Source organism: Mycobacterium farcinogenes, from assembly GCF_019739075.1.
Taxonomy (GTDB): Bacteria; Actinomycetota; Actinomycetes; order Mycobacteriales; family Mycobacteriaceae; genus Mycobacterium; species Mycobacterium senegalense.
The window spans coordinates 1,097,634-1,111,231 of sequence record NZ_CP081673.1; the positions used below are offsets into that span (position 1 = coordinate 1,097,634).

Consider the following 13,598-nt stretch of genomic DNA (forward strand, 5'->3'; position numbering starts at 1 on the left):
GCGAGACCACGAGGCTAGGCGTAGGGACGCTCGGGCGGATCGGTCCGCACCACGTGCAAGGCCGTCATGGTCGGGACGGTGCTTCTGCTCGAATCGCCCTGCCCCGCCGGGACTGTGCCTTCGACCTTTATCCACGTGTTGTCCGGATAGCCGGCCAACTCGGCGGCAGCCGGCCCGGAGAGATGGACGCGGGCCAGTTGGGCGTCGGCGGCGCAACAGATGATCACCACCCGGGCCAGGTCGGTGCGGTCACCGTCGCGCATGGTGAAACCCGACACGGTGACGGTGCGGTTGTCGAGCGTGCCCGCACTGTCCTGGGCGATCCGGACCAGCATGTCGGGCAGCGAGATTTCCGGCGCGCGGCCATCGGGTAGCGGCGGAAAAGGTCGCCGCAGCACCTCGGTGGACACCTCGGCCACCGACGCGGCCTGCGGACGTATCGCCGGTGGCACCACGAATGCCAGCAGGGCGATCGGGATGAGCAGCAGCCAGGTGGTGCCGCGCCGGTGGGCATGGTCGTGCTGGGCGTGCTGCTCGTCGCCGCCATGCCGGATGTCGGCCACGATCGATGCCAGTGCCAGCAGGATCAACAGCAGCGAGGTGGCCGCGAGATAGGGCAGCAGCGACGGCTTCACATAGCGGGTGAAAGCGCCGCTGAGGGTGATGATGCCGGTGCTCACGCCGACCAGCAGCAACAGTGCGTTCTCAGTTTCCCGGCTCACTGCGGCCCCACGATCAGCAGCCCCACACCGGTCGCGACGACGGTGGCAACCAGAAAGGTCACGGGAGCGAAGCGATTGGCGAAGGCCCGGCCGAACATCCCGGCCTGCATCGCGAACAGCTTGATGTCCACGGCGGGGCCGACGACCAGGAACACCAGCCTCGGCAGCAGCGGCAGCATGGTGAGGCTGGCCGCGACGAACGCGTCGGCCTCCGAACACAGCGCCAGCACGACGGCGAGCAACGCCATGGTGATCACGCCGAGGATCAGCTGGCCGGCCAGGCGCTCGTAGACCCAGGTCGGCACCAGCACGTGCAGCGCGGCGGCGGCGGCCGCGCCGATGACCAGGTAGGACGCTGCCGAGAGGAAGTCGTGGCGGGCCGCCTCGGTGAACACCATCCACTTGGAGCCTTCACCGTGCCGGGGCTTGGGTAAGCGCCGGGTGATCCACGCCGGGCTGCCGAACCTGGCCCAGAGTGCGCCCATGATCAGCGCGGTCAGCAGCGATGCCGCGCAGCGGGCGGCCACCATCTCGGGGTGGCCGGGGAACGCGACAGCCGTCGCCACCAGCACGACGGGATTGACGGCAGGCGCCGCGAGCATGAACGTCAGGGCCGCGGCGCCCACCGCGCTACCGTCGGTGCTGTCGCCGAAAAGCCTGCGCGCCACCGGAACCGAACCGCATTCGCACCCGGGCAGAGCTGCGCCTCCGATGCCTGCCGCCAGGATCGCCGCGCCGGTACGTTTCGGCAGCCATCTGGCCAGCCGGTCTGGTGTGACGAATACCGCGATCAGCCCGCTGATGATCACACCGAGTGCCAGGAACGGCAGGGCTTGCACGAAGACACCGCAGAACACGGTGGCCGCTGTCGCGATATCCGGTGTGCCGTCCACCAAACCGCGCAGCGTGTTACCGGCCAAGGCCAGCACGATGACACCGACCACCAGCAACTGCATGGATGTCGGCCGCCACCGGAGTGCTGCCGAAGTCGTGGCCACGGCGGACATGATGCCAGCCATGGTTGGGACCGGGCTGTGCGGCACGCAAATGACTATCATTTTCATTCGGTGGGGCTAGGCTGTGCAGATGGTGTGGCATGGCTTGCTGGCTAAGGCAGCGACAACGGTCGTCACCGGCGCGGTCGGGGTGGCGGCATACGACGGTCTACGTAAGGTGGTGGCCAAGGCCCCGATCCGGGAAGCCGCGGTGACCACGACGGCGTGGGCGTTGCGCGGCGCCCGCAAAGCCGAGGAAAGCGCCGAGTCGGCCCGGCTCAAGGTCGCCGATGTGATGGCCGAGGCGCGGGAACGGATCGGTGAGGAAGTGCCGCCGCCGGCCGTTGCCGATGCCGGGCATTCGCACGATCACTGATTGTCGTGGCCACGCTTCAGGTCGTATCCGACGCCGCGGGCCGGATGCGCGTGCACGCGCCCTGGTTTCGCGGCGACGCGCTGCGCGCCGTCGCGATAGAGGACTCTGTCGACCAGGTGGCGGGCGTGCGGGCCGTTCACGCTTATCCGCGGACCGCCTCTGTGGTGGTGTGGTACTCGCCGAAGCGGTGCGACCGCGACGCGGTGATGGCGGCGATATCGAGCGCCGCAGAGGTGGCGCGACACCTCGTGCCGGTCCGGACGCCGCGTTCGGCCGACATCCACAACGCCGACATACTGCGGATGGCCGTCGGCGCTCTCGCCCTGGTGCTGCTGGGCGTACGGCGTTATGCCTTCGTCAGGCCGCCGTTGCTCGGTCCGACCAGTCGGATGTTCGCGACGGGGGCCACGATCTTCACCGGCTATCCGTTCCTGCGCGGTGCGCTGCGCACGCTGACCGGAAACCGCAGCGCCGGCACCGACGTCCTGGTCTCGGCCGCCACCGTGGCAAGCCTGGTGCTGCGGGAGAACGTCGTAGCACTGACCGTCTTGTGGCTGCTCAATATCGGTGAATACCTACAAGATCTCACCCTGAGGCGAACCCGGCGGGCGATCGCCAACCTGTTGCAGGGGACTCAGGACACAGTGTGGCTGCGCCTGGCCGACGGCACCGAGGTCGAGGTTCCGGTGGACGGGCTGCGGGTCGGTGACGAAGTCGTGGTGCACGAGCAGGTCGCCATCGCGGTCGACGGTGTGGTGAGCGACGGTGAGGCCATCGTCGACCAGTCGGCGATCACCGGCGAGAACCTGCCCGTCGCCGTCACGGCGGGGGCCAAGGTGTACGCGGGCTCGGTTGTGGTCCGCGGGAAACTCGTGATCACCGCCGAGGCGGTCGGGCGCCACACCACCATCGGCCGGATCATCACCCGCGTCGAGGAAGCCCAGCATCACCGCGCGCCCATTCAGACTGTCGGTGAGACCTTTTCGCGGCGCTTCGTGCCCGCCTCGTTCCTGTTGTCGGCGCTGACGCTGGTGGTCACCAGGGACGTGCGCCGCGCGATGACGATGCTGTTGGTCGCCTGCCCGTGCGCGGTGGGATTGGCGACTCCGACCGCCATCAGCGCCGCGATCGGCAACGGCGCCCGGCGCGGCATCCTGATCAAGGGCGGTTCGCACCTCGAGGAGGCCGGCCGCGTGGACGCCGTCGTCTTCGACAAGACCGGCACGTTGACCATCGGGCGTCCGATTGTCACCAATGTGGTTGCCTTCCACAAGGATTGGGAACCGGAGCAGGTCCTGGCATACGCGGCCAGCTCGGAGATCCACGCCCGCCACCCGCTCGCGGACGCGGTGCTCCGGTCGACCAAGGAGCGGCACATCGAAATACCTCCACACGAAGAGTGTGAGGTGCTCGTCGGGCTGGGGATGCGTACCCGGGCCGACGGACGAACCTTGTTGCTCGGCAGTCCTTCGCTGCTGGCACAGGAGAAGGTCCGGGTGACCAAACGGGCCTCGGAGTGGGTGGACAAACTGCGGCGCAGTGCCGAGACGCCGTTGCTGTTGGCCGTCGACGGAAAACTGGTCGGCCTCATCGGTTTACGCGACGAGGTCCGGCCCGAGGCCATCGGGGTGTTGCAGGCGTTGCGGGCCACCGGCGTGCGCCGCATGGTGATGCTGACCGGCGACCATCCCGATGCCGCGGCGGCTGTCGCCGAGGAGTTGGGTATCACCGAATGGCGCGCCGAGGTGATGCCGGAGGACAAGCTGGCCGTGGTGCGTGAGCTGCACAGTGAGGGCCACACCGTCGCTGTCATCGGCGACGGTGTCAATGACGCGCCGGCACTCGCCGCGGCCGACATCGGCATCGCCATGGGACTCGGCGGCACCGATGTGGCGGTCGAGACCGCTGACGTGGCGCTGGCCAGTGATGACTTGCGACGACTGCTCGACGTGCGGGCACTGGGTGGCCGGGCGGTCGATGTGATCCAGCAGAACTATGCGATGTCGATCGCGGTGAATGCAATCGGTCTGCTCGTCGGTGCCGGCGGCGCGCTCTCACCGGTACTGGCCGCGGTCCTGCACAACGCATCGTCGGTGGCCGTGGTGGCCAACAGTGCCCGGCTGATCCGCTACGAACTCGACCAGTAGCGCCGACCCGTCCGCGCCGAAATCGTTGTTCAGGCGTCGACCGTTTTCTGTCAGGCAGCGCGCGCTATTCGGTGAGTTCGGCCCGGAAACCTCCGCCGATAGGGCCGTAAGTCCCCGGCGGATCGGACTTGAGCGGCTTTCCTGATGCCGGCCGGCCTGTGACCATGGAAGGCATGAATTCCTTTGGTTCTGTGGTCGCCTTCGCCGCGCTTTGGATCGTCACAGGCCTGGTGACGGGTTTCTGGATGATCCGTCGTGGACACCACCCGCTGTGGCTGTTGATCGCGGTGGTGCTGGGTCCGCTGTTCGTTCCCATCGCATTGGAACGCGCGGAACATGGCTCCCGCCTTGTCTTCGCGGGTCCCGACGGTCCGCCCTCGCCGCGAACAAATCCGTCCGAAGGGCTACGCATATTGATCGGATTGGACGGTTCGCCGGAGTCGCAGGAAGCGCTGACGACCGCATCCAAGCTATTCGGGTTGACGTGCGAAAGGATCGTGCTCGCAGAGGTGGTGTCCTTCGATGCCACAGAAGAATCCGGCCGGGCCGAGGTGGACGCGGCCTCGGCGCGGCTGGCCGCGGCTGCTGACGTACTCAAAGGCCGCTCGATACCGGTCTCATTCGAGGTATTGGCCGGGCCCCCGGCAAAGACGCTGCGTAGCTTGGCGGACCGGCAGGATATCGATCTCATCATCATCGGCAGGCGTGGGCGAGGCTTGACCAACCGGCTCATGGGCAGCGTATCGGCCGACCTGGTTCAGCATTCGCCGGTTCCGGTGCTCTTGACACCCCAGCCAACGAAGTCGGCAGCCCGCGGCTAGCTGGATGCACCGCCTCGGGCGCCGATCACCGTGTCTGGGTGCAGCAGCATCACGAGTTGGGTGAAGCGGCGGATCAGATGAGCTCGACTTTGCTTGCCAACCAACGTCCGTCGACCTTCTTCATGGTCATCCTGATCCTGCTGCGGTCCAGTCGGGGCTCTGGCATTGCGGCGTTACTCACGGATTGATCGACGAACAGCAGCACTTCAACGGTCTCCGGTGTGGCCGACTTGACGGCCGACTCGACCACCATGCCGTGCGCTGTGGCCTTGTGCTCGGCCAGCAGTCGGCCCAACTGTCCACTGGACTGCGCGTACATGTCTTTGAACTCGCCGGTGGCGCCGTCGAGGACGCGGGTGAAGTTCTCGTCGATCTTGCTGCTGTCGATGCTCGTCAGTGTTTCGGCGTAGGACGTCGCCGCAGCTCGGGCCTGGCTGCCTGCGGCATCGAGTTTCCGGAGCTGCAGCACCTGCCAGCCCAGTACCGCTGTCATCGCGGTGGCCGCGACGAGGACCGCCGCGCCCGCTGCTACCGACAGCCGACGCTGCCGTCCGGTGCCGGGTGCTTCGGTATCGGTCGGAGCGGTCGTGTCGTCGTCAGTTGTTGCCCTCACGGTGCTTTCCTCGTCGAATCTTGTTTTCGGGCAGGCATTTACCCGCGCGCGTGTGGCGGGAGCCACATTCTGGCAGCGTCGGTGAGGTCGGCGTTGACACCGGCCGGCGCTCACCCTACGTTAAGTCGATAACGATAACCATTTTCATTTAGAGGGAGTTGGGATGGCCGCTGGAACGCCCGTGGGCACGGCCGGGACCGCCGCGGACACTCAGCAACCGCGATTCAAAGACGGCGAACATCACCCCGGATGGTTCGTCAGTCGCCGGGTCGACATCTATTTCGTATTCGGTCTGGGGGCATTGCTTTCGGCGATACTGTTCGCTGCCGAAAGCCACAAGGGTGTGTTTCTGGTTGGAGCGGTGGCCTTTTCGTTACTGTCCGACCTCCCGCACGTGTTGACCACGACGGTGCGCGTGTGGCTCGATCCGCGGGAACGGTCGCGGTACCGGTTGCATTACGTGCTGAGCTTCGCAGTCGTCGCCACGATCGTGGGCGTGCTCTGGTTCGGTGGGTGGTTGGTGCCGCTGTTGGCGATCTGGGCGTACTGGCAGGTCTTTCACGTCCTCAAGCAGCACTTCGGCATCATGAACATCTACGCAGCCAAGAACGGGTACAAGGGTCCCCGGAACCGGCTCAAGTACGCGCTCTATGCCGCCTGCCTGGCTCCGGTTCTCTACCGGGCGAGCCACGGCCTGCACTTCTCGGAGTACGAGGTGTTCGGCCACCGGTTGCCGTTCTCGAACCTGAGTGTGCCGGTGCCGCCCATTCCCGACGCGCTCATCGTCGTCGCGTATGCCGTGGCCGCGGTGCTGCTCGCCCTGGCGGTCGCCGAACAAGTCAAGCTACGGCGCGACGGGCAGACGGCACTGCCTCCGATGGCGGTGGCCACCTTCGTCATCGCGGCACTGTCGTACAACCTGTCCTACCTGCTGGTGTCGGACCTGTTCGCGCTCATCCTCATCGCCACGACCACCCACAGCCTGCAGTACCACTTGATCAACTGGACCAGGAACAACACCCGCTTCGCCGCCTCGACCGACCCCGCCGAGAAGAAGCTGTTGCTGGCCCGACTCTCGACGCGCAAGGCGCTACCGCTCTATGTGGCGGGTCTGGCATTGCTGGGCATTCTCGCCGGACAGTTGGACACCGTCATCTTCGCGGTTCCGCTGATGTTCGTGCTGCACCACTTCTACATGGACGGGGCGCTCTGGAAGAGCAAGGGCAACCCGGAGCTGGCGTACGACCTGGGAATCGTTCGTGCCAAGTGACCTGAAGACTTCGCTGGACGTCCGTCAGGTCACCTCGCACGCGGAGGCCAGAACGTTCGTGGACCTCCCATGGAGCCTCTACCGCGGCGATGCCCGGTGGCGGCCGGTGCTGCGCCGCGGCATGCGGGCCAAGATGGACGCCAGAAAGAACCCGCTGCACCGCGAGGTGGAAGTCGCCAACTTTATTGCCTACCAGGGTGAAAGGCCCGTCGGGCGGATTTCGGCCAGTATCGACTCCGAGTATGTCAAGCGGTACGGCGACTGTGGCTTCTTCGGCCATTTCGAGAGCACCGACCGCCACGACGTGGCCGGTGCGCTGCTGGAAACCGCGGAGCACTGGGCGCGCCGCCGCGGCATGGGCAGGATGATCGGGCCCTACAGTTATTCGACGCGTGAGGAAGTGGGCCTGCTGGCCGAGGGCTACGACGCCCCGCCGACCCTCATGCAGCCGTACAACCCGCCGTACTACCTGCGGCTCATCGAGATTGCCGGGTACCGAAAGAAATTCGACAGCGCCTCCTATCGCTGGAAAACCGGGGCCCACAGCGCCGTCCAGCAACGGCTCGTCAAACGTGCCGATGCGGTGATGGACGCACAGGGCGCGACGGTGCGGTCCGTTCGGATGAAGGACTTCGACGGCGAGCTGGAGACTCTCCGCGGCCTCTACAACGACTCCTTCGCCCGCCATCCCGAGAACGTCCCGTTGAGCAAGGCGGTGTTCGCCGGCATGGCCGAACAGATGCGGCCCTTGATCGATCCCCGGATCGTCCGGATCGTCGAGGCGGACGGTGCTCCCGTCGGATTCTTGTTGATGCTGCCAGACGTGAACCAGATCGCCGGGCAGTCCGGCCGGCTCACCCCGTCGATGTTGATGCGCATCGCGGCCAAGCGCCGGGGACGGATCCGCGGCGTCGACACCGCTGTCGTCGTCCTGATCGGTGCGTCCGAAACCCGGTTCGGGGCGGGCATCGGCCGGATCCTGGCCGGCGAGATCGTCAGGGCCAGCACCGGCAGCGGGTATTCCTCAGTGGCGACAACATGGGTGCACGAAGACAATGTGTGGTCGAATTCTCTTGCCGCCCAGATGAAGACCGAGCCGGATAAACGACACCGCGTTTACCAGAAGGCGCTGTGATGAGCGGCCGTACCCTCGTCACGGGAGGAGCCGGGTACCTGGGCAGTGCGCTGGTCGCCGAGCTGGTTCGCAACGGTGAAGCGGTCACCGTCATGACCGGACCAGATGACGGTGCGGCCCAGCCCAGGGGTTTGGGCAGTGCCCTCGAGGTGGTCCGTGCCGACATCACCGATGCGACCAGTGTCGATGCGGCCATGCGGGGCATCTCGCAGGTGTATCACCTCGCCGGCATAGCTTCGCCGAATTCGCGCCTGGCCCATACCATCTGGAACACCAACGTGCTGGGTTCGTATCACGTGGCGCAGAGTGCACTGCGCCTCGGGGTCCGGCGAGTCGTACACGTGTCGTCGACAGCGGCCATCGGATACCCCCCCGACGGTGTGGTTGCCGACGAGCAGTTCGACGTCAGGGATTCGGTGCTCGACAACGTGTACGCCGCCACCAAACGGGCCGGCGAGCGCGTGATGCTCGACTTCGGAGAGCGCGGGCTCGACGTCGTGGTGGTGAATCCGGCAGCGGTTTTCGCGCCGGCAGCCGGGCCGCCGCGATCCTGGCAGGCGCTGGTGACCGCCGCTCGGCGAGGGCTGCTGCGCGGCGTGCCCCCCGGCGGGACAGCGGTCTGCTCAGCCCGGGACTTCGTCGCCGGCACCACCGCCGCGATGGTCAAGGGCGGATCCGGTGAGCGGTACATCCTGTCCAGCGTCAACCTGACGTATCGGCGGATCGCCGAACTGCTGGTCGAAGCCGTCGGGCAGAGCCATCGCGTCCGGCCCCTGCCCATGGGGCTGTTCCGGACCGCCGGGGCGGGGAACCGGGTGATACGTGACCTGATCGGCAACCCCCGGTATGACGACGCGCTGGTGCCCGAGAACGTCGAGTTGATGGGACGACACGTGTACTACGCCTCGGGCAAAGCCGAGCGGGAGCTCGGAATGCCGAGAATGTCCGCCGCAGAGTTGATTACGGAGTTCATCCGATGAACACTGATACCCGCCGGACAGCGGCAGGGACGGGCTCCAAGGACGTGCTCGGCATATCGATGGCCGATGCGCGGTCGCTGATCGCGGACCTGACCGAGCGACGCCGCTGGATCTATTGGGTCGATCTCACCGCTTGCGTGGTGATCGGCTACGCCGCGTTCCTGTTGTGTCCGGCCGACCGACTGCTCTCACCGCTCGGAATCGGTTGCATGCTGATCGCCGCCCTGGCGTTCTACCGCGCGGTGCTGTTCGTCCACGAGGTCGTGCACGCCCCCGAAGAGCTGCGCCGGTTCTCGGCCGTATGGCACCTGGTGTGCGGAATCCCCTTGCTGGTACCGCAATTCACCTACGAGTTCCACCAGGATCATCACGGCTCGCGCACCTACGGAACCGCCGAGGACGGTGAGTACGTCCCGTATGCGACCGAACCGCGCTGGCGGGTAATCGCGTTGCCGTTCACCGCGTTGCTCGGTCCGCTGGTCTTCGTGCTGAGGTTTCTGGTGTTGGCGCCGCTTTCCTGGTTGATCCCGTCGATTCGGTCCTATGTCCTGACCCGGGCGTCGGCGCTGATGATCGACGCGGACTTCGTCCGCAAACTGCCCGAAGGGCGCATCCCCCGATCCTGGTTGGTGCAGGAAATCGCCTGCTTCGCCTACCTGGTGGCGATGCTGGCACTGCTCGTCGGCGGGGTGTATTCGCCGAACCGGCTCGCCGAGGCCTACCTGATCGTCGCGGCGGTGCTGTTCGTCAACTGGATCCGGGTGCTGGCCGCACACCGCTACGAGAGCCGCAATGAGCGAATGACGTTCCCCGAGCAGGTGCTCGATTCCATCGACCATCCGTCGATGCCGGTCATCGGGGAACTGTGGGCACCGCTCGGCCTGCGCTATCACGCGGTACACCACCTGTTCCCGAAGCTGCCCTACCACCAGCTCGGTAAGGCTCGCCGCCGCCTGGCCGAGGCGATTCCGCGTGACGGCGGATTCTGGGCCACCGAAGACCGGTCGCTGACCGCCTCCCTGAGACGGCTTCTCACCCACCCACGGGAGGCGCTGTGATGCGGGAATCATCGGCGGCGACCTACTCCCGACGGCTGCCGATCAGGCCGATCGAGGCAGCCGGTGCCCGCCTGCGCGACACCGACGGCCGCTGGTACGTCGACTGTCTGGCCGCGGCCGGGGCGATGTCTTTGGGCTGGAACCACCCCGTTGTCCGCGAGGCGGTGATCAAGACTCTGGAATCGGGAGAACCGTGGCAGTCCCTGGACTTCCACACCCCGACTAGGGAACGATTCGTCGAAGATCTGCTGTCCATCCTGCCGCCGGGGCTGGCCCGGGAAGGCCGCGTGCACCTGTGCGCGCCGAGCGGTGCCAGTGCCGTCGAGGCGGCCCTGATGCTCGCCGAGGTCGCCACCGGTGGGCGCGAACACATCGGCGTCCAAGGCGGCTTCCACGGCTGCACCCGGGCCGCCCGGGCAGCCAGTTCCGGCGGCGGCCTGCGGCGCCAACCCGTAGTGCTGGCGCCGCACACCACCTTCCTGCCATATCCCCAGGACTACCGGTGCCCCTTCGGTGTCGGGGGAGAGCGTGGAGTGGACCTCGCGATCGCCGCCGCCGAGAACCTGGCCCGGCCACACTCGGGCATCACCGCACCGGCCTCAGTCCTGGCGGAGTTCGTGCTGGGGGAGGGCGGAGTGATCCCCGCGCCGACCCGTTGGGGTAAGGCGTTGCGAGACACGGCAACCCGCCTCGATGTTCCGCTGATCGCCGACGAGGTCCAGGCGGGGATGTTCCGCACCGGGCCGGCCTGGGCGTTCCAGCGCTGCGATGTCGAACCCGACATGATGGTGATCTCGAAAGGCTTGGGGTCTGGACTCCCCATCGCCGTACTGGTGATCCGCGACCGCTATGACGTGTGGGAGCCGGGGGCGTTCACGGGCACGTTCCGCGGAAATGCGATGGCGTTCGCCGCCGCCGGCGCGGTGATCAGGTTCGCTGTCGAGACGCGGTTGTCCGACCGCGTCCAGGCGACGGGCGCAGCGTTTCTTGATGGTTTGAAATCGGTTGCGGCGCAGTCAGAGGTCGTGGGCGACGTGCGTGGTGCCGGTTTGATGCTGGCGGCCGAGATCGTCGACCCGATGGTTACGGGGCAACACGGCGCGGCGGCCCCCGATGCCGAACTGGCGCAACGCATCCAGCTGGCCTGCCTGCAGCACGGCGTGATCGTCGAGACCGGCGGACAGTACGGGAACGTGGTGCGCTTCCTGCCGCCGCTGACCATCGACGAAGTCGACATGGCGGCTGCGCTCACGGCCTTCGACGCCGCGGTGCGACAGGTCCAGCGGCAACGGCCGGCAGACAGCGTCCTGATGGGGGCACAGTGACACTCGACGAGAGTCCGTTCGCGGGCGACTTTCTCACACCCGGCGGGCTGGTCGGGTATCGCGAAGCTCTGACCCTGGCGGCCATCTGGTCCGGGACCGAGCTGCGCGATCCGGCGAGTCCGGGACTGGTATCCGGTTACGCAGAGTTGGACCGGGCGGTCGAGGAGTTCAGCCTCGACGTGCCATCAGGAATCGGACTGCCGCGCGCGCTGGGTGAGGCCGCCGGCCTGCTGTCCGGACGCTCTGCCGTCGTGACCCATCCCGGCTATCTGGCGCATCTGCACTGCCCTCCGACGGTGTCGTCACTGGCGGCCGAGATCCTGGTCAGTGCCTTCAACCAGTCGCTGGACTCCTTCGACCAGGCCCCGGCGGCCACCGCCATCGAGCAGAAGGTCATCCGCGACCTGTGCGCAGCGCTCGGATACGGCGATGACGCCGACGGAACGTTCACCAGCGGCGGAACGCAATCCAACCTGCAGGCGCTGATGATGGCCCGAGACCTGTTCGCCCGGGCGAAGTTTGGGTCCGACCTAACTGCGGGTCTGCCGGCAGGGGCCGGATCCTGGCGGGTGTTGTGTACTCGTCAGACCCACTTCTCGGTGCGGCAGGCGCTGCGGATTCTTGGGCTGTCGGGCGCGGTGATCGAAGTGGCGACCGATGCGGCCGGCCGCATGCGTGCCGACGCGCTCAGAGACAGCATCGATCGGGCGGTCGATGCCGGCACACCGATCATGGCGCTCGTGCTCACCGCCGGCACCACCGACTTCGGCGCGATCGATCCGCTGCCGGAGGCGATCACCATCGCCCGGCAGCACGGTATCTGGACCCACGTCGACGCCTGCGCAGGCGGTTGCCTGGCGTTCAGTGCCACCCATCGTGAGCTGCTGCGCGGGATCGAACACGCCGACTCCATCGCCATCGACTTCCACAAGCTGCTGTTTCAGGCGATCAGCTGTAGCGCACTTCTGGTGCGCCAGAGGGAATCCTTCGACATACTGGCCGACCACGCCGATTACCTGAATCCTGTGCAGGATTCGGCCGAAGACGTGGTCAACCTCGTCGGGAAGTCGCTGCAGACCACCCGTCGGTTCGACGCTCTCAAGGTGTTCGTGACATTGCGGGCACTGGGTAGGCAGCGGGTGGGGGAGATGATCGACGCCACCTGTGCGGCTGCGGCTGCGGCCGGGTCCGCGGTGTCCGATCACCCACGCCTGGCACTGCTGGCACCCGTCACCACCAACACCGTCGTCGTACGTTGGCAGCATCCGGATCTGTCCGATGCCGAATGCGACGAAGCCAACCAGGCCATCCGAACGGCCCTGGCCCAAACAGGTCGTGCGGTGCTCGGCCGGTCGACCGCGGCAGGCAGTCAGGCGCTCAAACTCACCTTCGTCAACCCGCTGGTCAGTCCCGAGGACGCCGCTGACGTGATCGCCGCCATCGCCGCTGAGGGACAACAGTTCCTGCGTGCCCGGGGAAGGGAATTCACCACCGCATGAACACCAGAGTGTTGCGGGTCGACCACGTGCGGCCAGATGACGAACGGTTCGGTTGGGCGAAGCGCGTCGAGTACACCATCTTCGGCTTGGAGAACGACTACGCGAGCGAGGCGGACATCGCAGCCGGCGAAATGGTGCACTACCGGCCGTGGGAAAGGTCATCGGAGATCTTCGTGGGATTGCGCGAGGATTCCGGCGAACCGGTCGGTGTGCTGCGGGGCCTGCGTGCCGATGCCCAACTCGGCCTGGACAGCTTCAGCACATTGCGCGACGGCCGCAACTATGCGGCGTCCGGCCGACCCGCCCGGAATTACCTGTACCCCGAGTGGAATTCGTTCTTCGACGACATCGCGCCTGAGCGGATCGCCGAACTCGCGACCCAGGGCGTGCTCAAGAAACACCGGCGCGTGGGCATGATGGAGCAGATCTGGCAGGCATTCTTCGGCAGCCTGTCCGCCGACGGCGTCGACTACGTCACCGTGGCGCTCGTGGTTCCGCTGTTCGAGTGGTACAGCCAGCTGTTGTCGACCCGCATCCACCAGATCGGCGAGATCATGCCGGACTACATCGGTGCCGACAGCGTTCCTGCCGTCGTTGACATCAGCGGATCCTTCATCACCGATGCCACCAGAACCCTTCTACCGTCCAGCAATTAGA

Annotated in this window: 13 protein-coding genes; 10 read left to right on the forward strand and 3 right to left on the reverse strand. The window is 66.6% G+C overall.

The window, feature by feature from the left end:
* Window positions 1–14 precede the first annotated feature (14 nt).
* Both K6L26_RS05115 and K6L26_RS05120 read right to left on the reverse strand, forming a co-directional pair.
* Window positions 15–722: a TIGR03943 family putative permease subunit gene (locus K6L26_RS05115; RefSeq protein ID WP_221852807.1), complete on the reverse strand. Its 708-nt coding sequence runs from the start codon at window positions 720–722 to the stop codon at window positions 15–17.
* Window positions 719–1,729, reverse strand: coding sequence for a permease (locus tag K6L26_RS05120; protein ID WP_085140639.1), 1,011 nt, complete (start codon window positions 1,727–1,729; stop codon window positions 719–721). The genes K6L26_RS05115 and K6L26_RS05120 overlap by 4 nt, the downstream gene beginning before the upstream one ends.
* A gap of 79 nt (window positions 1,730–1,808) precedes the next feature.
* On the opposite strand from K6L26_RS05120, the gene K6L26_RS05125 reads away from it, so the two are divergent.
* The 3 genes from K6L26_RS05125 to K6L26_RS05135 all read left to right on the forward strand — a co-directional run bounded on the left by K6L26_RS05125 (window position 1,809) and on the right by K6L26_RS05135 (window position 5,061).
* Window positions 1,809–2,093, forward strand: a complete 285-nt coding sequence (locus tag K6L26_RS05125; RefSeq protein ID WP_065063571.1) for a DUF1490 family protein — start codon at window positions 1,809–1,811, stop codon at window positions 2,091–2,093.
* Between the two features lie 44 nt (window positions 2,094–2,137).
* Window positions 2,138–4,240, forward strand: coding sequence for a heavy metal translocating P-type ATPase (locus K6L26_RS05130; RefSeq protein WP_174682944.1), 2,103 nt, complete (start codon window positions 2,138–2,140; stop codon window positions 4,238–4,240).
* Window positions 4,241–4,413: 173 nt separating this feature from the next.
* On the forward strand, window positions 4,414–5,061 hold the full coding sequence (locus tag K6L26_RS05135; protein ID WP_047036319.1) for a universal stress protein: 648 nt from the start codon (window positions 4,414–4,416) through the stop codon (window positions 5,059–5,061).
* A 73-nt stretch (window positions 5,062–5,134) separates the two neighbouring features.
* Here K6L26_RS05135 and K6L26_RS05140 read toward each other — a convergent pair whose 3' ends face one another.
* Window positions 5,135–5,674, reverse strand: coding sequence for an Rv1363c family protein (locus tag K6L26_RS05140; RefSeq protein WP_019343385.1), 540 nt, complete (start codon window positions 5,672–5,674; stop codon window positions 5,135–5,137).
* A gap of 163 nt (window positions 5,675–5,837) precedes the next feature.
* Between K6L26_RS05140 and K6L26_RS05145 the strand changes: the two genes are divergently transcribed.
* Genes K6L26_RS05145 through K6L26_RS05175 form a run of 7 tightly spaced genes read left to right on the forward strand, consistent with a single transcriptional unit; the run spans window position 5,838 to window position 13,597 of the window.
* Window positions 5,838–6,944, forward strand: a complete 1,107-nt coding sequence (locus K6L26_RS05145; RefSeq protein WP_019343384.1) for a hypothetical protein — start codon at window positions 5,838–5,840, stop codon at window positions 6,942–6,944.
* 13 nt (window positions 6,945–6,957) lie between these two features.
* Entirely contained in the window at window positions 6,958–8,079 is a 1,122-nt protein-coding gene (locus tag K6L26_RS05150) for an N-acetyltransferase (protein WP_409347522.1), read from the forward strand.
* A complete protein-coding gene (locus K6L26_RS05155; RefSeq protein ID WP_065063507.1) occupies window positions 8,079–9,059 on the forward strand; it encodes an NAD-dependent epimerase/dehydratase family protein in 981 nt (326 codons plus the stop codon). The genes K6L26_RS05150 and K6L26_RS05155 overlap by 1 nt, the downstream gene beginning before the upstream one ends.
* Window positions 9,056–10,117: a fatty acid desaturase family protein gene (locus K6L26_RS05160; protein WP_221852808.1), complete on the forward strand. Its 1,062-nt coding sequence runs from the start codon at window positions 9,056–9,058 to the stop codon at window positions 10,115–10,117. The genes K6L26_RS05155 and K6L26_RS05160 overlap by 4 nt, the downstream gene beginning before the upstream one ends.
* Window positions 10,117–11,442, forward strand: a complete 1,326-nt coding sequence (locus K6L26_RS05165) for an aminotransferase class III-fold pyridoxal phosphate-dependent enzyme (protein ID WP_221852809.1) — start codon at window positions 10,117–10,119, stop codon at window positions 11,440–11,442. Before K6L26_RS05160 ends, K6L26_RS05165 begins: the two co-directional genes overlap by 1 nt.
* A complete protein-coding gene (locus K6L26_RS05170) occupies window positions 11,439–12,941 on the forward strand; it encodes a pyridoxal phosphate-dependent decarboxylase family protein (protein WP_221852810.1) in 1,503 nt (500 codons plus the stop codon). Before K6L26_RS05165 ends, K6L26_RS05170 begins: the two co-directional genes overlap by 4 nt.
* Entirely contained in the window at window positions 12,938–13,597 is a 660-nt protein-coding gene (locus K6L26_RS05175) for a hypothetical protein (protein ID WP_221852811.1), read from the forward strand. The genes K6L26_RS05170 and K6L26_RS05175 overlap by 4 nt, the downstream gene beginning before the upstream one ends.
* The last annotated feature ends 1 nt before the right edge of the window (window position 13,598 follow it).

What these genes read in the sequence shown, in the direction of transcription:
- K6L26_RS05165 (WP_221852809.1), top strand. Translation starts at nt 10,117, where the DNA reads ATGCGGGAATCATCGGCGGCGACCTACTCCCGACGGCTGCCGATCAGG.
- K6L26_RS05135 (WP_047036319.1), top strand. Translation starts at nt 4,414, where the DNA reads ATGAATTCCTTTGGTTCTGTGGTCGCCTTCGCCGCGCTTTGGATCGTC.
- K6L26_RS05160 (WP_221852808.1), top strand. Translation starts at nt 9,056, where the DNA reads ATGAACACTGATACCCGCCGGACAGCGGCAGGGACGGGCTCCAAGGAC.
- K6L26_RS05120 (WP_085140639.1), bottom strand. Translation starts at nt 1,729, where the DNA reads ATGTCCGCCGTGGCCACGACTTCGGCAGCACTCCGGTGGCGGCCGACA.
- K6L26_RS05130 (WP_174682944.1), top strand. Translation starts at nt 2,138, where the DNA reads ATGCGCGTGCACGCGCCCTGGTTTCGCGGCGACGCGCTGCGCGCCGTC.
- K6L26_RS05175 (WP_221852811.1), top strand. Translation starts at nt 12,938, where the DNA reads ATGAACACCAGAGTGTTGCGGGTCGACCACGTGCGGCCAGATGACGAA.
- K6L26_RS05145 (WP_019343384.1), top strand. Translation starts at nt 5,838, where the DNA reads ATGGCCGCTGGAACGCCCGTGGGCACGGCCGGGACCGCCGCGGACACT.
- K6L26_RS05155 (WP_065063507.1), top strand. Translation starts at nt 8,079, where the DNA reads ATGAGCGGCCGTACCCTCGTCACGGGAGGAGCCGGGTACCTGGGCAGT.
- K6L26_RS05125 (WP_065063571.1), top strand. Translation starts at nt 1,809, where the DNA reads ATGGTGTGGCATGGCTTGCTGGCTAAGGCAGCGACAACGGTCGTCACC.